15 protein-coding genes and 1 tRNA gene are annotated in these 17,911 nt (G+C 71.7%); 10 read left to right on the plus strand and 6 right to left on the minus strand.

Going from position 1 to position 17,911, the window contains the following annotated elements:
• Window positions 1–71 precede the first annotated feature (71 nt).
• Window positions 72–809 (minus strand): nucleoside/nucleotide kinase family protein, encoded by a 738-nt coding sequence (locus ABR737_RS24400; RefSeq protein ID WP_350252273.1) that lies wholly within the window; start codon window positions 807–809, stop codon window positions 72–74.
• Window positions 810–968: 159 nt separating this feature from the next.
• On the opposite strand from ABR737_RS24400, the gene ABR737_RS24405 reads away from it, so the two are divergent.
• Window positions 969–1,042: transfer RNA gene (locus ABR737_RS24405), tRNA-Met, on the plus strand.
• A 107-nt stretch (window positions 1,043–1,149) separates the two neighbouring features.
• Here ABR737_RS24405 and ABR737_RS24410 read toward each other — a convergent pair.
• Window positions 1,150–1,941, minus strand: coding sequence for an NAD(P)H-dependent oxidoreductase (locus ABR737_RS24410; protein ID WP_350252275.1), 792 nt, complete (start codon window positions 1,939–1,941; stop codon window positions 1,150–1,152).
• Between the two features lie 268 nt (window positions 1,942–2,209).
• Here ABR737_RS24410 and ABR737_RS24415 point away from each other — a divergent pair, with 268 nt between their 5' ends.
• The 3 genes from ABR737_RS24415 (at window position 2,210) to ABR737_RS24425 (ending at window position 5,852) form a co-directional block, all read left to right on the plus strand.
• Window positions 2,210–3,280: a GlxA family transcriptional regulator gene (locus ABR737_RS24415; protein WP_502964500.1), complete on the plus strand. Its 1,071-nt coding sequence runs from the start codon at window positions 2,210–2,212 to the stop codon at window positions 3,278–3,280.
• 266 nt (window positions 3,281–3,546) lie between these two features.
• Window positions 3,547–4,443, plus strand: coding sequence for a DUF2797 domain-containing protein (locus ABR737_RS24420; protein WP_502964364.1), 897 nt, complete (start codon window positions 3,547–3,549; stop codon window positions 4,441–4,443).
• Between the two features lie 533 nt (window positions 4,444–4,976).
• The gene (locus ABR737_RS24425; protein WP_350252278.1) at window positions 4,977–5,852 is read left to right on the plus strand and encodes an amidohydrolase family protein; all 876 of its coding nucleotides are present in this window, start codon (window positions 4,977–4,979) and stop codon (window positions 5,850–5,852) included.
• Window positions 5,853–5,894: 42 nt separating this feature from the next.
• Here the strand turns inward: ABR737_RS24425 and ABR737_RS24430 are convergent, their stop codons facing one another.
• Window positions 5,895–6,482, minus strand: a complete 588-nt coding sequence (locus ABR737_RS24430; protein WP_350252280.1) for an NADPH-dependent FMN reductase — start codon at window positions 6,480–6,482, stop codon at window positions 5,895–5,897.
• Between the two features lie 459 nt (window positions 6,483–6,941).
• Between ABR737_RS24430 and ABR737_RS24435 the strand changes: the two genes are divergently transcribed.
• The 3 genes from ABR737_RS24435 to ABR737_RS24445 all read left to right on the plus strand — a co-directional run bounded on the left by ABR737_RS24435 (window position 6,942) and on the right by ABR737_RS24445 (window position 10,997).
• Window positions 6,942–7,643, plus strand: a complete 702-nt coding sequence (locus tag ABR737_RS24435; RefSeq protein ID WP_129298580.1) for a response regulator transcription factor — start codon at window positions 6,942–6,944, stop codon at window positions 7,641–7,643.
• 283 nt (window positions 7,644–7,926) lie between these two features.
• The gene (locus ABR737_RS24440; RefSeq protein ID WP_502964365.1) at window positions 7,927–9,630 is read left to right on the plus strand and encodes a sensor histidine kinase; all 1,704 of its coding nucleotides are present in this window, start codon (window positions 7,927–7,929) and stop codon (window positions 9,628–9,630) included.
• 26 nt (window positions 9,631–9,656) lie between these two features.
• On the plus strand, window positions 9,657–10,997 hold the full coding sequence (locus ABR737_RS24445; protein ID WP_350252283.1) for a bifunctional glycosyltransferase family 2/GtrA family protein: 1,341 nt from the start codon (window positions 9,657–9,659) through the stop codon (window positions 10,995–10,997).
• Window positions 10,998–11,063: 66 nt separating this feature from the next.
• On the opposite strand, the gene ABR737_RS24450 is transcribed toward ABR737_RS24445, so the two are convergent.
• Entirely contained in the window at window positions 11,064–11,243 is a 180-nt protein-coding gene (locus ABR737_RS24450) for a hypothetical protein (RefSeq protein WP_350252284.1), read from the minus strand.
• On the opposite strand from ABR737_RS24450, the gene ABR737_RS24455 reads away from it, so the two are divergent.
• From ABR737_RS24455 to ABR737_RS24465, 3 genes are all read left to right on the plus strand, one after another.
• Window positions 11,233–13,494 (plus strand): ArnT family glycosyltransferase, encoded by a 2,262-nt coding sequence (locus ABR737_RS24455; protein WP_350252286.1) that lies wholly within the window; start codon window positions 11,233–11,235, stop codon window positions 13,492–13,494. The two genes, ABR737_RS24450 and ABR737_RS24455, sit on opposite strands and share 11 nt — an antisense overlap.
• Before the next feature lie 235 nt (window positions 13,495–13,729).
• The gene (locus tag ABR737_RS24460; protein ID WP_350252288.1) at window positions 13,730–15,343 is read left to right on the plus strand and encodes an MFS transporter; all 1,614 of its coding nucleotides are present in this window, start codon (window positions 13,730–13,732) and stop codon (window positions 15,341–15,343) included.
• A 232-nt stretch (window positions 15,344–15,575) separates the two neighbouring features.
• Window positions 15,576–16,340 carry a TetR/AcrR family transcriptional regulator gene (locus tag ABR737_RS24465; protein ID WP_350252290.1) on the plus strand — a complete coding sequence of 255 codons (765 nt, stop codon included), beginning with the start codon at window positions 15,576–15,578 and terminating at the stop codon, window positions 16,338–16,340.
• Between the two features lie 132 nt (window positions 16,341–16,472).
• On the opposite strand, the gene ABR737_RS24470 is transcribed toward ABR737_RS24465, so the two are convergent.
• Both ABR737_RS24470 and ABR737_RS24475 read right to left on the minus strand, forming a co-directional pair.
• Window positions 16,473–16,916: a hypothetical protein gene (locus ABR737_RS24470; protein ID WP_350252292.1), complete on the minus strand. Its 444-nt coding sequence runs from the start codon at window positions 16,914–16,916 to the stop codon at window positions 16,473–16,475.
• Between the two features lie 124 nt (window positions 16,917–17,040).
• Window positions 17,041–17,883, minus strand: a complete 843-nt coding sequence (locus ABR737_RS24475; protein WP_350252294.1) for a YceI family protein — start codon at window positions 17,881–17,883, stop codon at window positions 17,041–17,043.
• Window positions 17,884–17,911: the final 28 nt, after the last annotated feature.

Below are 17,911 nucleotides of genomic sequence, written 5' to 3' on the forward strand. Positions count from 1 at the left end.
GAACGTGGGCCAGGGCCGGGCAGGAACGGCTTGTCCCTGGGGCGTCGGCAGCGTCCGAGGACTGCGACCACTCAACGGAGGGCGAGTAGACGGCGGTGTGTTCTTGATCTTGCTGAGCCTGTCGTGTGATTGACGGCAGCCCTGACTGCAGCCCTGCCGGCAACCGCGGCACACATGGGCCAGGTGCCGACACCAATAGCGTCGAGGTTGGCGACGTCCACGGTGAGGACGGTCCATGGGGTGGTGGCCAGGAGGCGCTGGGTCAGGGTGGTCTCGTGGCGTAGGTGGGCGGCGGCCGAGGCGAGGTCGTGGACGGAGCGGGTGCCGGGGGAGGCGGCGAGTTTGGTGAGGTACCAGTGTTCCCAGTCGGGGCCCTCGCGGGTGATTGCGCGGTGGAGGGCGGTCGAGGGGTCGTCGTGTAGGTAGACCACGGTCACCTGGGTCGGTTCGACGGCGGTGGTCAACTCGTGCAGGACGCCGGCGATGGCGGGTTCGTCGTGGCCCCAGGCCACCAGGGAAGGGATGAAGGGGAGCAGCGCGTCGGTGACCAGGACGTCGATGCCCGCGGTGCGGGATTCCGCTAAGCAGGTGCGGGTGGATTCGATCAAGGTCTCGGGGTGGACGCTGTTGTTGCCGTCGGCGAACTCTTCGGCCACGCGGCGGAAGGCGGGGCGGGTGAGGATGTCGGCCTCTTGGAAGTGGTCGACCGTTGCTCCGGCGTCCCTCAGCCAGGCGGCCAGGGAGTGGCAGAGGGTCGACTTTCCGACGCCCGGGCTGTTGCCGATGACTGCTATCAGGTGTCTTGTCATGGCGGCAGCCTTGCAGAGGGGGGAGGGGAAGGGCGCCGTTTCTTGACTCAACTCGTGTGTTGTGGCGATGAGTTGAGCGGGGGCGGTGTGGGCCCGGGATGGCGGTGAGGGAAGCGATTAGGCATTGGCGGGGGAGTGGCGTAATGTTCAGTTCACCGACGCGGGGTGGAGCAGCTCGGTAGCTCGCTGGGCTCATAACCCAGAGGTCGCAGGTTCAAATCCTGTCCCCGCTACTGATAGCCGCAGGCCCAGTGGATTCGATTCCACTGGGCCTGCGGCTTTTGTGCGTCTGTGTTTGTTTCTGTGTCCGGGGGTGGGTGTCCGGGGGCGTGGCTGCGGTTCAGTCGTGGGTCGGTGGGGGCGGGGCTGTGTAGTGGGCGGCGGGGCCGGTGAGGGGGCGGGCCAGGTCGGGGTGGAGGAGCAGGTCGTCGTCGTAGTCGCCGTTGTTCTGGTGGCGGAAGGGCAGCGGCTCGGTGGTGGGGAGGGTGTGCAGGCGCCGGCGCAGGCGGGTGGCGGCGGTGGCGTAGGCGGTGGGGGTGGTGCGGTCCGCGCCGGGGATCAGGAGAGGCGGGACGACGGAGATCCCGGTGTACCAGAGGGTGCCGTGCTGGAGGGGGAAGAGGAGGTCGTTGAGGTCTCCGTTGACGCCGCGCGGGCCGAGGGTGGCGGCGCGGGCGCCGGCGGTGGTGATGACCATGGCGCGCTTGCCGGTGAGTCTGCCGTCGCCGTAGCGCAGGGGGCGGCCGGTGGCGGGGTCGGTGAGGCCGAAGGCGAAGCCCTTGACGAAGACGCGGTCGAACCAGCCCTTGAGGATGGCCGGCATGCCGTACCACCAGAGGGGGAACTGGATGATCAGTGTGTCCGCCCAGGTGAGTTTCTGCTGCTCGGCTTCGATGTCGGGGCTCAAGTGGCCGTTTGCGTAGGCGCGTTCCGAGGCCGTGCCGATGAGCAGGCGGTCGGTCGGGTCGTGGTCGTAGTCGGCGGCGTCGACCACCGGGTTCCACTTCATGGCGTAGAGGTCGGAGACGCGGTACTGGTGGCCGTGGGCGTCCAGGGTGCGCAGCCCCTCGGCCAGGAGGGCGCCGCTCAGGGAGCGCTGGTCGGGATGGGCGAACAGCCAGAGGACCTTCATGTCCTCCACTGTCCTGGGGGCGGTGGGTGGCATACGAGTGGCCCGATGGCCATTGTGTGCAAGGATCGGGCCATGGGGGCAGGTCATGGAGGGTCCGGTCATGGGTGTGGTGGAGAGCGGGAGCGGTAGCAGCGGGTACGGCCGTAGGGGTAGCGGCGGCGGTAGTGGCGGTGGCCCTCGTGAAGGTGGCCGTAGTGGGGGTGGGGAGGTGCGGGCCGTTCCGGGGGGTGGGCGGACGCACCGGGTGGTGGTGCTGGTGCGGGACGGGATGCTGCCGATCGAGGTGGGGATCGTGCACCGGATCTTCGGGGAGGCCCGTTCGGCGGGTGGGGAGCGGCTGTACGAGCTGGTGACCTGCGCCTTGGAGCCGGGGGAAGTGCGTACGGACACCGATTTCACGGTGAACGTCGCACACGGTCCGGAGGCGCTGGCTGCGGCCGACACCGTGGTCGTGCCGGCGTCCGGGGCGGATTACGGGTGGGGGGAGGGCGGAAACTCGGGGCGGCTGAGTCCGGCGATGGCCGCGGCGCTGGGCCGGATCCGGCCCGGGACCCGGATCGCGTCGATCTGTACGGGGGCGTTCGTGCTGGCCGCGGCCGGGTTGCTGGACGGGCGGCGGGCGACGACGCACTGGCGGTCGGTGGAGGACTTCCGGCAGTTGTTCCCGGCGGTCGAGCTGGATGCGGATGTGCTGTACACGGACGAGGGGGAGGTGCTGACCGCGGCGGGGGTCGCCTCGGGGATCGATCTGTGTCTGCACATGGTCCGGTGCGATCACGGAGCGGCGGTGGCCAACGATGTGGCGCGTCGGACGGTCGTGCCGCCGCACCGGGAGGGCGGGCAGGCGCAGTACATCCGGCGGCCGGTGCCGGAGCCTCAGGCGTCCTCCACGGGGGCGGCGAGGGCGTGGGCACTGGAGCATCTGGACCGGCCGTTGAGCCTGCGGGAGCTGGCGGCGCGGGAGTCGATGAGCGTACGGACCTTCACCCGGCGGTTCCGGGAGGAGGTCGGGATCTCGCCGCTCCAGTGGCTGACGCAGCAACGGATCGAGCGTGCACGGCAGTTGCTGGAGGAGACGGAGCTGACGGTGGACCGGATCGCGGCGGAGGCGGGCTTCGGGACGGCGGCCTCGCTGCGGATGCATCTGCAGGCGGTGCTGGGGGTGTCGCCGCGGGCCTATCGGAGCACGTTCCGGGGGGCGGGAGGCGGGGGTGGGGGCGATGAGGATGGAGATGGAGATGGGCATGGGCATGGGCATGGGCATGGGCATGGGAATGGGCATGGGAATGGGAATGGGAATGGGGATCGCGACGGGGGTGGGGGTGGGTTGGTGGCGTGAGGGCCGGCGGTGACGGTGTGCGGGGGGGGGGCCGGTGGTGTGAGGGCCGGTGGGGTGTGGGGCCGGTCCCGTGTGGGGCTCGGTGGGGTGTGGGCTGAAGCCCGTCGGTGACTGCGTGCGCGGGCGTTGTCAGTGGGTGGTCGTACGCTGGCGGTGTGTGGCGATGTACGGGACCGCGCTGGTCAGGTGGCGGGCCGGGGTCGGGGCCTGAGGGGCGGTTCGGGCAGCGGCTCGGCTGGTACTGCGCCGAGCGGAGTGAGGAGCGGGTGAGCATGCTCCCCGCGGGCAAGGTGCTGGCGTTTGCCGCGCAGGGGGAGCGGCGCTGTCTGGGGGTGTGGCGGGCCGCCCGCCGGATCGTGTGCCCGTACGGTGCGGGGATCGACGGTGCGAGCGCCAAGGACCAGTGCGCCCGGTGCGCCCAGTTGGACCGGTCGCGTTCGGTGGCCGCGGACACCATGGCCGATGATCCGCGCCCCTATGGCGTCTACCTCGCGTACTTCGGCCCCGGCCTGCTCAAAGTGGGGATCACGGCCGTCGAGCGCGGCCCGTCCCGGCTGGTGGAGCAGGGGGCGGTGGCGTACGCATGGCTGGGGCGCGGGCCCTTGATGGCGGCGCGGCGGGCGGAGGCGCTGCTGGGGAGCGCCCTGGCGGTGCCCGACCGGTTCGGGAAGGCGCCGAAGCGGGCAGCCCGTGGGGCGCTGCCCCCGGTGCCGGAACGGGCCGCCGAGCTGGCCCAACTGCACGGGGCGGCACGGAGGTTGCCGGGCTGGCCGGAGACGCTCCAGCCGGTGGAGTTCGCCTGTACGGACCATACGGAGCTGTTCGGGCTCGACCGCATTCCGGGGGAGGTGGCGGAGCTGGGCGGGATGACGTCCGGGACGGAGATCGTGGGGGAGGTGCTGACCGGGGTGGGGCCCGATGTGTATCTGCGGCTGGCGGGGGCTGGTAGCGCTGATGAGGCGAGTAAGGCCGGGGTGGCGAGTAGTGCCGGTGGGGCGAGTGACGCCGGCGGGGTGGTTGCGGTGATGGATGCGCGGTTGTTGTCGGGGTGGGTGCTGGGGGCGGCTGTGGGGCGCGTGACGACGGCGCCGGTGCGGGCCGGGGTATCAGGGGCGGGAGAGCGGGAGGGGGAGGAGAAGGGGCGCCAGGAGGGGTTGTTCTGACCTGAGGAGGCTGGGGGCCGGGGCTGGGGCCGGGGCCGGGGTGCGGCCGGCCGGGCCGGACCGTTGAGAGCGAGGCGAGGGCGAGGTGGAGGCTTCGGGGCTGGTGGCGGGCTGGGAGTGCGCGTCCTCCGGGCTTGCGGGGGCTCGTGGGGCTTGCGGAAAAGCGGCTGGTGGGGGTTGTTCCGGGCCGGGTGGGGGCGTTTAGATGCTGTGTGCAGGTAGGTCGGGGCGCGGCTAGCTGGGTGTGCCGGCTGGGTGCGTTGGGCCGGTTTGGCGGGTGCCGTCACATGGGCGGGGTGCCGTGGGCCGGGTGCGTTGGCGTGGGGTCGGCGCGGTTGACGTCGGCTGGGCGCGATTCGTGTTCGTGTGCGCAGTGATGTCGGCTGCGGCCGGCGTGTGGTGCCGGCTTGTGGAGGAGGGGACGGCTCGCGGACGGGGCGGGTGTCCTGGTTGTGGGCGTAGCGGCCGGAACCGCAGGCGGCCGTAGCAGGCGTAATGGGTAGTGGACGGAAGCGTATGGAGAGGGGCCCGGCGTGGTGGAGGGTGATGAGCGGGTCGGGGCGTTCTGGCGGGAGTTGGGGCTGCCGGGGCTGATCGATGTCCATACGCACTTCATGCCCGAGCGGATGATGGCGAAGGTCTGGGCGTACTTCGACGCGGCCGGGCCGCTGGTGGGGCGGGCGTGGCCGATCGCGTACCGGTTCGAGGAGGACGAGCGGCTGGCGGTGCTCCGTGGCTTCGGGGTCCGGGCGTTCACGTCGATGGTCTATCCGCACAAGCCGGGGATGGCGCAGTGGCTGAACGGCTGGGCGGCCGATTTCGCCTCCCGTACGCCGGACTGTCTGCGGACCGCGACCTTCTTCCCGGAGGACGGCGCGGCGGCGTACGTCCGAGACGAACTGGCCGGCGGGGCGCGGGTCTTCAAGGCGCATGTGCAAGTGGGCGGGTACGACCCGGCCGATGCGCTGCTCGACTCCGTATGGGGTGCTCTCGCGGAGGCGGGGGCGCCGGTGGTCGTCCACTGCGGGTCGAGTCCGGCGCCGGGCAAGCACACCGGGCCCGAGCCGATCGCGCGGCTGCTGGCCCGCCACCCCCGGCTGCGACTGATCATCGCGCACATGGGGATGCCGGAGTACGCCGACTTCCTCGACCTTGCGCAGCGCTATGCGGGCGTGCACCTCGATACGACGATGGTCTTCACGGACTTCTCCGAGCAGCGCGCGCCGTTCCCGCGGGCCGAACGCCGCCGGCTCGCGGACCTCGGCGACCGGGTGCTGTTCGGGAGCGACTTTCCCAACATCCCCTATGGCTACGCGCATGCGCTGGAGGCGCTTGACCGGCTGGAGCTGGGCGAGGAGTGGCTGCGGGGCGTCTGTTACGGGAATGCGGCCCGGTTGTTCGGGGTGTGAGGCCTGGCGGCGCGGCGGGTGTGTTGCGTGCTCTCGGCGCGTTCAGGGGCCTTCGGACTCGTGTGGGGTGGCGGCTGCTGCGGCGGCTGTGGCTGCGGGTGCTCGGGTGGCGGCCGCCAGGTGGGAGAGGGCCGCGTGTAGTTCGGAGAGGGTGGTCTCGTCCGTCACGCGTTCCGTAGTGGGGTCGATCTTCGGGCCGATGGCGGGGAGTTCGCGGCAGGCGGCCTCGATGACCTCGCCGGTCATCATGCGCAGGATCTCGCGGAGCTGGGCGTTGGCGTGGTCGCCGCCGGTGGGGAACGGCGAGGCGGTGATCACTGCGACCGGCTTCGAGACGCATTCACCGCTGCTGACCAGCCAGTCGAGGGCGTTCTTGAGGACGCCCGGGACGCCGTGCGCGTACTCGGGGCTGACGATGAGCAGGGCGTCGGCCGCCGCGACATGGGCGCGCAGGGCGGCGACGGGCGCGGAGGGGGTGGCGTCCTCGCCGTCCAGATCGGGGTTGAAGTGCGGGAGGGCGCCGATGTCCGCGGTGGCGGTCGGGCCGTTCCAGAAGGCGAGCGCGGAGCGCAGCACCGCGCCGTTGGAGGAGCGTGCACGCAGGCTGCCGGAGAGGGCGAGGAGTCTCATGGGGTGACGGTACAGAAGTTTTCGTCGGGGGCGTAGGGCGGTGAATGTGCTGGTCAGAGCGATTGTCAGTGGTGGGTGCGATGCTGAGGAAGTGGTGATCGACCTGGACCGCGCGGGGGGCGGCCCAGGTCGGTCAAGGTGTCTCGATCAGGTGTCTCGGCCAAGGTGCCCCGGTCAACGTGCTTGGGTCACGGGCGTCGGACGCGGGCTTCGATCATGGGCTTCGGCCAGAGTCTTTGATCACGGGCTTCCGTCAACGGCCGGGGACTCGGGGGAAGATGCCTCGGAGGGAGGAAGCACGGGGAATTCTCAGGAGATTCACAGAAAGGCGATAGGGAGCTCTCACGGGGGCGGGCCAGGCTCACGGGCATGACCGTGACTTCGTCGTCCTCAGCGTCGTTTCGTATCCCGGCTACGGCCTCGTCCGCCAGGGACGCGCCCGCGAAGCAGCCGGTGTTGTTGCGGCCCGACGGCAGTCCGCTGCGGGTGCTGGTCGTGGACGATGAGTCCTCGCTCGCCGACCTGCTGTCCCTCGCCCTGCGCTACGAGGGTTGGGACATCCGCTCGGAAGGGGACGGGGCGGGAGCGCTGCGCTGTGCCCGTAGTTGGCGGCCGGATGCGGTGCTGCTCGATGTGATGCTGCCGGACATGGACGGGCTGACGGTGCTCGGACGGTTGCGGCGGGAGCTGCCGGATGTGCCGGTGCTGTTCCTGACCGCCAAGGACGCGGTCGAGGACCGGATCGCCGGGCTGACAGCGGGCGGCGACGACTATGTCACCAAGCCGTTCAGCCTGGAAGAGGTGGTGGCCAGGCTGCGGGGGCTGCTCCGCCGGGCCGGGGCGGCCGCGGCCCGGAGTGAGTCGCGGCTGACGGTGGGCGATCTGGTGCTCGACGAGGACAGCCATGAGGTGTGGCGGGACGGCCAGGAGATCCATCTGACCGCCACCGAGTTCGAGTTGCTGCGCTACCTGATGCGCAATCCGCGGCGGGTGCTGAGCAAGACCCAGATCCTCGACCGGGTCTGGAGCTATGACTTCGGCGGCCAGGCCAACGTCGTGGAGCTGTATATCTCCTATCTGCGGCGGAAGATCGACGCGGGGCGGACGCCGATGATCCACACCCGGCGCGGCGCGGGCTATCTCATCAAGCCGGGCGGGTAGGGCGGTGCCGAGAAGACGAAACCTGGCGGGTACGGGGCAGGCTGGTCTGGGTGCTCCGGCCGGTCCGGGTGCGCCGACTGGCGCGGGTGCCCAGGCTGGTCCGGGTGGCCTGGCCGGTCCGGACTCCCCGGCCGGTCCCGAGGCCCCGGCACGACCGGCCCCTCCGGCCGCCCCGGCAAGGCCGGCCTCTCCGGAAGCCGCGGCCATCCCGCCCCTCCCGGCACGGCCGGCCACCCCTGCCCCCACCCCCCGCCGCCGCTGGTCGCTCCGGACCCGTCTCGTCGTGTCGGCGGTGGCGCTGATCGCTGTCGTCGGGGCCGTCATCGGCACGGTGACGACCATTGCGCTGCACGACTATCTGCAGCGGCAGCTGGACCGGCAGCTGCTGGATTCCGTCGCCCATGCCCAGGGGCCGCGCCCGCATGATCCGCGGCGTACGAAGGGCATGGACTTTGTGGCGATGGGCGGTCAGCCGCTGAAAGCGGTGGGGGTGCGGTTCGGGCCCGACGGCATGGCCGACAAGGGCGCCATGCTGAGCAATTCGACCAACCGGCTGCCCGAGGACCGGTTGTCGCCGCTGCCCCAGGCGCAGGTGGCGGCGCTGAACGCGGTGCCGCGGGACGGCAGGCCGCACACCGTCGAGCTGCCCGGCCTCGGTGATTACCGGGTGGCGACCACCGGGGACGGCTCGCTGGCGCTCGGTCTGCCGCTCGGCAAGGTGCAGGACACGGTCAGCCAACTGGTGGTCATCGAGGAATGTGTGACAGTCGCCGGGCTCATCGCGGCCGGTATCGCCGGTTCCACCATGGTCGGCATCGCCCTGCGGCCGTTGCGCCGGGTCGCCGCCACCGCCACCCATGTGTCCGAACTGCCGCTCCACCAGGGCGAGGTGGCGCTGCACGTCCGGGTGCCGGCCTCCGAATCGGACGGCCGGACGGAGGTGGGGCAGGTCGGTGCGGCGCTCAACCGGATGCTGGGGCACGTCGGCGCGGCGCTCTCGGCCCGCCAGGAGAGCGAGACGAGGGTGCGGCAGTTCGTCGCCGACGCCAGCCATGAGCTGCGTACGCCGCTCGCGTCGATCCGCGGCTATGCCGAGCTGACCCGGCGCGGGCGGGAGCAGCCGGGGCCGGAGACCCGGCACGCCCTGGGACGGATCGAGTCGGAGGCGGAGCGGATGACGGGGCTGGTGGAGGACCTGTTGCTGCTCGCCCGGCTCGATTCCGGGCGCCCGCTGTCGTACGGGACCACGGATCTGTCGCCGTTGGTGGTGGATGCCGTCAGTGATGCGCGGGTGGCGGGGCCCGGTCACCGGTGGCGGCTGGAGCTGCCCGATGAGCCCGCGTGGGTCTGCGGCGACGGCGGGCGGCTGCACCAGGTCTTGGTGAACCTGCTGGCCAACGCCCGTACGCATACGCCCGAGGGCACGACGGTGACGGCGAGGGTGCGCGCTGCCGGTCGTACGGCCGGTCTTCCCGCTGCCGGCCCCACGGCCGGTCTTTCCGCTGCAGGTCTCACCGCTGCCGGCTCCACGGCCGGTCCCTCCGCCGCTGGTCGTGCGGCCGCCCCCTTCACCGTCGGTGGTCCTGCCGGGCGCCGCGACGCCGTCGAGCTGGAGGTGCAGGACGACGGACCCGGTATTCCGGCCGCGCTCCTCCCGCATGTCTTCGAGCGGTTCGCGCGGGGCGATGCCTCGCGTTCGCGTGCCGCCGGGAGCACGGGGCTCGGTCTCGCCATCGTGCAGGCGGTGGTGGCCGCGCACGGAGGCACGGTCGGGGTGACCAGCGTGCCGGGACGGACGGTCTTCACCGTGACGCTGCCGACGGCGGCGGCTGCCCCGGAAGCGTCTCTCCCGGAGGCGCCTCTCCAGACACCGGCTGTCCCGAAAACGCCTCGCCCGACACCGGCTGCCCCGAACGCGGCGCCTGGTGCCCCGAAGACACCGCCTCCCCCCTCACAGCCAGGACACAGGCTCAGCACACCGCCGTGACAGTGCGGGCGGCGAATGTCGTAGGCATGACGACGACACAGCCGCCCCGCACACCGCTGGGCTCCCTGCCACCGCGCGAGCATCTGCGGCTCGGTCAGATCGCGACCGTCCTCGATGTGGTGATCCCGGTCCACAACGAGGAACGCGACCTGGAGCCCTGTGTACGGCGGCTGCACGAGCACTTGGCCCGCACCTTCCCGTACGGCTTCCGCATCACCATCGCCGACAACGCGAGCACGGACCGTACGCCGGAGGTCGCCGCCGTGCTCGACGACGCGATCGACGAGGTCACGGCGGTACGGCTGGAGCAGAAGGGGCGCGGGCGGGCGCTGCGCACCGTGTGGTCCCTCTCCGAGGCCCCGGTGCTGGCCTATATGGACGTCGATCTGTCCACCGATCTCAACGCGCTGCTGCCGCTGGTCGCACCGCTGATCTCCGGGCACTCGGATCTGGCGATCGGCTCCCGGCTCAGCCGCAGCGCGCGGGTGGTGCGCGGCCCGAAGCGGGAGTTCATCTCGCGGATGTACAACCTCATCCTGCGCGGCTCGCTCTCCGCACGCTTCTCCGATGCGCAGTGCGGTTTCAAGGCCATCCGCGGCGATGTCGCCGCGCGGCTGCTGCCGATGGTCGAGGACACCGGATGGTTCTTCGACACCGAGATGCTGGTGCTCGCGGAGCGGGCCGGGCTGCGGATCCACGAGGTGCCGGTGGACTGGGTCGACGACCCCGACAGCACCGTGCAGCTGGTGCGGACGGCCGCCGACGACCTCAAGGGCGTATGGCGGGTGGCGCGGGCGCTGGCGACCGGGGTGCTGCCGCTGGACCGGCTCGCCCGGCCGTTCGGGGACGACCCGCGGGACCGTGAGCTGTCCGGGGTGCCCGGCGGGCTGGCCCGTCAGCTCGTCGGGTTCTGTGTCGTCGGCGGGATCAGCACCCTGCTCTACCTCGGCCTGTACTCGGTCTTCCGGCTCGGTGTGGGGCCCCAGGCCGCCAATGCCGTGGCGCTGTTGCTGTCGGCGCTGGCCAATACGGCGGCCAACCGGCGGCTGACCTTCGGGGTGCGGGGCCGGGACCGGGCCGTGCGGCACCAGGCTCAGGGACTGGTGGTCTTCGCCATCGGGCTGGCGCTGACCAGCGGCTCCCTGGCTGCCCTGGCCGCCGCCGGCGGCGACGCCTCGCACGGCACCGAACTCACGGTGCTGGTGGCCGCCAACCTCGCGGCGACGGTGCTGCGGTTCCTGCTCTTCCGCGCCTGGGTGTTCCCGGACCGCGAGCGGCGCGACGTGGCCGGCGCACCGCAGCCACACCCCGCGCACGGCCATCACGACCACCACGGCCATCACGACTCCACCGGGAGCGCTCGTTGATCCCGCCGCCCCCGCACGATCACCACGCTTTTCCCTTCGCCTTGACCTTCACCTTGACCTTCATCTTCACCAGGAGCGCTCGATGACCCCGTCCTCGCCCGATACGCCGGCCCCACCGTCGTATCCGCCCCCCTTCACGTCACGGGAGAGCGCGAAGGCATCGGCCACGGCTCCCGGGGCGGCGTCGGGGCCCGCTGCCGGTCCGCGCTGGGCGCGACCCGCGCTGCTGGCGTTGTTGCTGGTCACGGCCGTGCTCTACCTCTGGAGCCTGTCGGCCTCCGGTTATGCCAACCAGTTCTACTCGGCCGCCGTCCAGGCCGGCAGCGAGAGCTGGAAGGCGTTCTTCTTCGGCTCCTCCGACGCGGCGAACTCCATCACCGTCGACAAGCCGCCGGCCGCGCTGTGGCCGATGGCGCTGTCCGTACGGCTCTTCGGGCTCAGTTCGTGGGCGATCCTGGTGCCCGAGGCGCTGATGGGTGTGGCGACGGTCGGGGTGCTCCACGGGGCCGTACGGCGTCGCTTCGGTGCCGGGGCGGGACTGCTCGCCGGCGGGGCGCTGGCCGTGACGCCGGTCGCGGCGCTGATGTTCCGGTTCAACAACCCCGATGCGCTGCTGTGCCTGCTGATGGTCTGTGCGATCGCCGCAGTGCTGCGGGCGCTCGCGGACGGCCGTACGAAGTGGCTGGTACTGGCCGGTGTCTGCTTCGGCATGGGGTTTCTCACCAAGACGCTGCAGGCGTGGCTGATCCTGCCGGCCCTCGCCGTCGTCTACGCCTGCTGTGCGCCGGTCGCGCTGCGCCGGCGGCTGGGGCAGTTGCTGCTCGCCGGGCTGGCGATCGTGGTGTCAGGCGGCTGGTGGGTGGCGATCGTCGAGCTGTGGCCGGCGTCCTCGCGCCCGTACATCGGCGGCTCGCAGCACAACAGCTTCCTGGAGCTGACCTTCGGCTACAACGGCCTCGGCCGGATCAGCGGCAATGAGACCGGCAGCGTCGGCGGGGGCGGTGGGCGTCCTGGCGGCGGGGGTGGCGGATGGGGAGAGACCGGGATCACCCGGCTGTTCTCGTCCGACATGGGCGGGCAGATCTCGTGGCTGCTGCCCGCGGCGCTGATCCTGCTGGTCGCGAGCGTGTGGGTGCTGTGGCGGGCCCGGCGTGCGACCGATGCCGAACAGGCCGGTCAGCGGGCGGAGTTCCTGGTGTGGGGCGGCGCGCTGCTGATGACCTTCGCGATCTTCAGCTTCATGTCCGGGATTTTCCATCAGTACTACAACATCGCGCTGGCCCCGTACATCGCGGCGCTGGTCGGGATGGGGGCGACGCTGTGGTGGCGGCGCGGCGGGCGGCGCGGTGCGCTCGTACTGGCCGGGACGGTCGCGGTGACCGCTGGATGGTCGTATGTGCTGCTGGACCGGTCGCCGGGCTGGCTGCCGTGGCTGCGCTGGACGGTGGTGGCCCTCGGAGTGCTGTCGGTGCTGGGGCTGTTGGTGCCGGTTGGGGCGGGAGCGTCGGCGCGGGACGGAGCGTCGGTGCGGGACGGTGAGCCGGTGGGGGACGGTGAGCCGGTGGGGGACGGTGAGCCGGCGAGGGGTGGAGAGTCGGCGGGGGATGGAGAGTCGGCGAGGCGCGGAGGGCAGGAACGCGCCCCGCGGCGGACCGGCCGGCGTCTCGCGGTGCTGGCGGCCGGGCTCGGAGTGGCGACGGCGCTGGCCGGTCCGGTCGCGTACACGCTCCAAACGGTCAACACCCCCAAGGGTGGGTCGATCATCACCGCAGGCCCCGCGGTGCGCGGCGGCATGGGCGGGCCCGGCGGCCGCTTCCACGGCGGCGGGCGGCCCGGAAAGTGGCGCGGCAACAACGGAGCCATGCCGGGTGGCCGGGGCATGGGTCAGGGCCAGGGGCAGGGGCAGGGTCTGGGTGGCCCCCGAGGCAACCAGCAGGGCAATCACCAAGGCGCCCGGCAGGGCACCCGTCCGGGCCGGTTGCCGGGGCAGGGCGCCGGTGGCCGTCTGCAAGGCGGTTGGCAGGGCTTCCCCGGCGGGCCGGGCGGAGCGGGCGGCTTCGGTGAGCGGGGCGCCGGGCGGATGCGCGGTATGGGCGGCATGGGTGGTCTGCTCAACGGCAGCAAGGTGAGCGCCCGGGCCAAGACGCTGCTGGAGAAGGGCGCCGGGGACTACACCTGGGTCGCCGCGGCGATCGGCTCGCAGAACGCCGCGAGCTATCAACTCGCCACCGAGAAGCCGGTGATGGCGATCGGCGGCTTCAACGGGAGCGACCCCTCGCCGACCCTCGACCAGTTCAAGAAGCAGGTAGCGGCGGGGAAGATCCACTACTTCATCGCGGGCGGGCAGGGCGGCCCCGGTGGTGGCCGTGGTGGCGGCAAGGGCGGCCCCGGTGGCGGCCGGGGCGGCTCGTCGAAGATCACTTCCTGGGTGGAGAAGACCTTCAAGAAGGTCACGGTCGGCAGTGCCACCTTCTACGACCTGACCCGGAAGGCGTGACCCGTAGGGGGGACCTGCAGGGGTGACCCGTAGGGGTGGCCCGCGACCCGTAGGGGTGCCGGGCGGGGCGCCCGGTGGGGCCCGGGGGTCAGGGGGCGTAGCCCGCGAGACCGGCCCGCTCCCCTCCCTCCCCCCAGCGGCCGACCCCTCCCCCCCGCAGTCGAAAACGAAATGTACGGCGTATAAGGCTCCCTGTACGGTGTAAGTCACCGCTCACTCCGTCCAGGGAGCCCGTATGCCCTCCGTGGCCTCCGACGCCACCACCGCCACTCTTGAGCCACCAGGCCGCCCGGCCGCCCGCTGGCTGATCCTCGCCGTCATCTGCCTCGCCCAGCTGACGGTCGTCCTCGACAACACCGTCCTGAACGTCGCGATCCCCTCCCTCACCGAGGAACTGGGCGCGACCACCGCCGACGTCCAGTGGATGATCAACGCCTATTCGCTGGTCCAGTCCGGCCTGCTGCTCACCGCGGGCAACTCCGCCGACCGTTACGGCCGCAAGAAGATGCTCATCGTCGGCCTGGCGCTGTTCGGGGCCGCCTCGCTCGGCGCCGCCCTCGCCCAGTCGCCCGGTCAGCTCATCGCCGCACGCGCCGGTATGGGCGTCGGCGGGGCCCTGCTGGTGACCACCACCCTCGCCGTCGTGATGCAGATCTTCGACGACGAGGAGCGCCCCCGGGCCATCGGCATCTGGAGCTCGGTCAACTCCCTCGGCTTCGCCGCAGGACCGCTGATCGGCGGTTCGCTGCTCGACCACTTCTGGTGGGGCTCGCTGTTCCTGGTCAATCTGCCCGTCGCGGTGATCGCGCTGGCGGCCGTCGTCGCCCTCGTCCCCGAATCGAGCAGCCGCAGCGGAGCCCTCTCCGCGGCCGGTACGCCCGCCGCCGGTACGCCTGCGTCCGCGCGACCCCCCCTCGACCTCCTGGGTGCCCTGCTGTCCATGATCGGCATGGTCGGGGTGGTCTTCGCGATCATCTCCGGGCCGATGTACGGCTGGCTGTCCGGCCGGGTGCTGATCTCCGCGGCCATCGGAGTCGCCGGGCTCGCCGTCTTCGCGCTGTGGGAGCTGCGCATCCCGCACCCGATGCTGGACATGCACTTCTTCCGCAACCGCCGGTTCATCGGCGCCGTCTCGGGCGGCATCCTCGTCGCCTTCGGGATGGGCGGCTCGATGTTCCTGCTCACCCAGCACCTGCAACTGGTCCTGGGTTACGGACCGTTGGATGCCGGACTGCGGATGGCGCCGCTCGCCGTCACCGTCATCCTGGTCAACTTCACCGGCCTGAGCGCCCGTCTGCTCCCCCGGCTCGGCACCCCCGGATTGATCGTTTCGGGGATGTCGCTGCTCGCGGCCGGCCTCGCCGCCATCTCGCTGTTCGGCGGCGCCGGCTACGGCGGCATGCTGTGCGGCCTGGTCGTGATGGGTGTCGGCGTCGCGTTCGCCATGCCGACGATGGCCAACGCCATCATGTCCGCGATCCCGCCGGCCAAGGCGGGCGTGGGGGCCGGTGTCAACGGCACCCTGATGGAATTCGGCCAGGGCCTCGGCGTCGCCGTCCTCGGCGCGGTCCTCAACTCCCGTTTCGCGGCGCTGCTTCCGCTGGCCGCCGCGGGCGCCGGGTCGCTGACCGCGGCGCTCGCCCGGACCCGTACGGCCGCCGAACGGACCGCCGTCCACGACGCCTTCGCGGCCGGCATCGGCACCAGCCAGCTGGTCGGCGCGGCCGCGGTGTTCCTCGGCGGGCTGCTCGCCGCCGTCCTGCTGCGCCGGGCGGAGCGTACCGGAGGGGACGCGGAGCAGGCGGCCACGGCTCCCGGTGCGCAACCGGCCACCGCCGCGGCGGAATAGCATCGGCTCGGCAGGTGCGCGTGAACAGCGCGTACCGGCGGCACGTATGCATCCATACGTGCCGTCACCGCCGACGACACCGACGACGACGTCACCGCATGACGTCACCGAGCGGTGTCAACGAATGACGACACCGACGACCACATCGACGACCACACCGACGACAACACCGAAGCCGACCGTGACGACGGCACCCACGACGTCGAAGGCGCTCGGGACAGGGAGGGGCGCCATGGCAGCGACGGACGACCGCACCGGAAAGCGGCCGAACAGCGTCTGGCTGACCGAACGGCCCCCGCTCAAACGGAAGGCGGAGCAGCCGGCCGGACTCGACCTCGACAAGATCGTCGCGGCGACGGTCCGGCTGCTGGACGCCGAGGGCCTGTCGAAGTTCTCGATGCGCCGGCTCGCCGCCGAACTCGGCGTCACCGCGATGTCCGTGTACTGGTACGTCGACACCAAGGACGACCTGCTGGAACTGGCCGTCGACGCGGTGGTCGGCGAGACGACCCTGCCCGACGCGTCGGACGCCGGTGCCGACTGGCGCGACCAGCTGCGCACGCTCGCCGTCGGCTACCGCGACATGCTGCTGGGCCACCCCTGGGCGGCCCGGCTGCTGGGCGAGTTCCTCAACATCGGCCCGCATGCGACGGCCTTCGCCCACGCCACCCAGCGGGTGATGCACCGCAGCGGCCTGGCCCCGGACCGCATGTCCGGCGCGCTGGCGTCCCTCTTCCACTTCGTCTACGGCTTCTCGACGATCCGGGCCACGCACGAGGCCCGCTGCCGTGCCGTGGGCATGAGCCTCGACGACTACTTCGAACAGGTCGTCGCCGCGCTCACCGACCGCCCGGAGTTCGCCGAGCTGCTGGAACCCTCCACCCGGGCCGACCACGTCCGCCGGGGCCGCAGCGCCGTGGACATGCTGGACCGGGACTTCGCCTTCGCCCTCGATCTCCAGATCGCGGGAATCGAGGCGATGCGGGACCGGCCTTAGGGGGAGACACCACCCTTAGGGGGAAACGCCACCCTTAAGGGGGCCTTCGCCCGGCGCTTGAGGGGGGCTCGTGCAAGAAGGGCCGCGGCGGACCTCGTGTCCCTTGAGGGGGATGGCCACGACGGAATTGCTTCACCGCAGGCCGCGGTGTCGGCGCACGCCCGCGAGGATTCCCATCACGAAGCCGAACACGAACAGCGCGAGCCCCAGGAAGATCACGGGATTCACCCAGCCCGGTACCAGCTCCGTCCCCACGCCGTCCGACGTGACGCACTGCGCGCTGACCGGCAGCGTCTCCCGCGTCACGATGCGGTCGCCCTGTACTCCCAGCGCCGCACACATCTGATCCGGGTCGAGGACGTAGAACCCCGACATCACGCCCCATGCGTACGCGCCGAGCGCCGCCGCACCGGCCATGACCGCGACCAGCGCGCACGTCGCGACGCTCGGCAGGTGCCACCCGCCGCCCGGTAAGCGTCGGTAGGCCCGTAAGGCGAGTGCCACAGAGGCGATCACGAACACGCAGGGCGCCCAGAACGGTGCAAAGGCCAGGATCAGGAACAGAAGCTTTGCCATGCCTGCCAGGACATCGCAGGGGGAAGGCCGGTTCCCGCCCCCGCCCCCGCCCCCCGCGAACGCCTGAGCGCTCTACTCGGCGATCCCCGCCAAGTAGAGCGCTCGGTCAGCCCGCCGGCGGGCCTCACCCCATCGGCAGGCTCTCGCCCTGCACCGCCTGGATGTCCAGTTCGACCTTCAGGGTCGTGCCGATCGCCGCGATGCCGGCCGCGACGACCTGGTTGTAGTTCATCTTGAAGTCCTCGCGGCGCAGCTCCGCGGTGGCGCGGAAGGCGGCGCGCACGCCGCCCCAGGGGTCGGGGCCGGTGCCGAGGTAGCTCAGGTCGAGGTCCACCGGGCGTACGACACCGTGCAGCGACAGCTCGCCGTGCACCGTCCAGCGGTCCGGCCCTGCCGGTGCCAGGCCCGTGCTGCGGTAGGTGATCTCCGGGAACTCCTCGACGTTCAGGAAGTCTTCGGAGCGCAGATGCCCGTCGCGCATCCCGTTGCCGGTGTCGATGGACGTGGCCTTGATGGCCGCCTCGACCCGCGAGGCGGCCAGGTCCTCGGCGATCTCGATCCGGCCGCTGAACTCGGTGAACCGGCCGTGCACGCTGGAGATCCCCAGGTGCTGGGCGACCGCGGCCACCGTCGAGTGCATCGGGTCGATGGTCCAGGCGCCGGGCGGCGGCAGCTCGGCCCCGCCCTGCCGCGCCAGGACGACGCTGCCGACGTCCATCCGGCCGCTCGCGGTCACGATCGCGCTGGAGGCGACCGGTGCATAGCCGACGGCCGTCACGATGACCGTGTACGGGCCGGCGGGCAGCGGCTGTGCGCTGCGGATGGCGCCCTCGTCGTCCGCCGCCGCGCGCAGCACCTGTGCGCCCGTCATATCGGTGACGGTCAGTACGGCGTGCTGGACCGCCCAGCCGTCGCGTGTGCGGACCTGAGCCCTCAGTCCCGCAGCTCCCGCGCCCGTCGAAGTCATTGCCTCTCCTGTTTCCTGCCTGGTCGGG

Source organism: Streptomyces sp. Edi2 (assembly GCF_040253635.1).
GTDB lineage: Bacteria > Actinomycetota > Actinomycetes > Streptomycetales > Streptomycetaceae > Streptomyces.

Coding starts and splice junctions, on each gene's coding strand:
- ABR737_RS24475 (WP_350252294.1), bottom strand. CDS start 17,883: ATGACTTCGACGGGCGCGGGAGCTGCGGGACTGAGGGCTCAGGTCCGC.
- ABR737_RS24415 (WP_502964500.1), top strand. CDS start 2,210: ATGCTGCCGATCGAGGTGGGGATCGTGCACCGGATCTTCGGGGAGGCC.
- ABR737_RS24465 (WP_350252290.1), top strand. CDS start 15,576: ATGGCAGCGACGGACGACCGCACCGGAAAGCGGCCGAACAGCGTCTGG.
- ABR737_RS24460 (WP_350252288.1), top strand. CDS start 13,730: ATGCCCTCCGTGGCCTCCGACGCCACCACCGCCACTCTTGAGCCACCA.
- ABR737_RS24410 (WP_350252275.1), bottom strand. CDS start 1,941: ATGAAGGTCCTCTGGCTGTTCGCCCATCCCGACCAGCGCTCCCTGAGC.
- ABR737_RS24400 (WP_350252273.1), bottom strand. CDS start 809: ATGACAAGACACCTGATAGCAGTCATCGGCAACAGCCCGGGCGTCGGA.
- ABR737_RS24445 (WP_350252283.1), top strand. CDS start 9,657: ATGACGACGACACAGCCGCCCCGCACACCGCTGGGCTCCCTGCCACCG.
- ABR737_RS24470 (WP_350252292.1), bottom strand. CDS start 16,916: ATGGCAAAGCTTCTGTTCCTGATCCTGGCCTTTGCACCGTTCTGGGCG.
- ABR737_RS24430 (WP_350252280.1), bottom strand. CDS start 6,482: ATGAGACTCCTCGCCCTCTCCGGCAGCCTGCGTGCACGCTCCTCCAAC.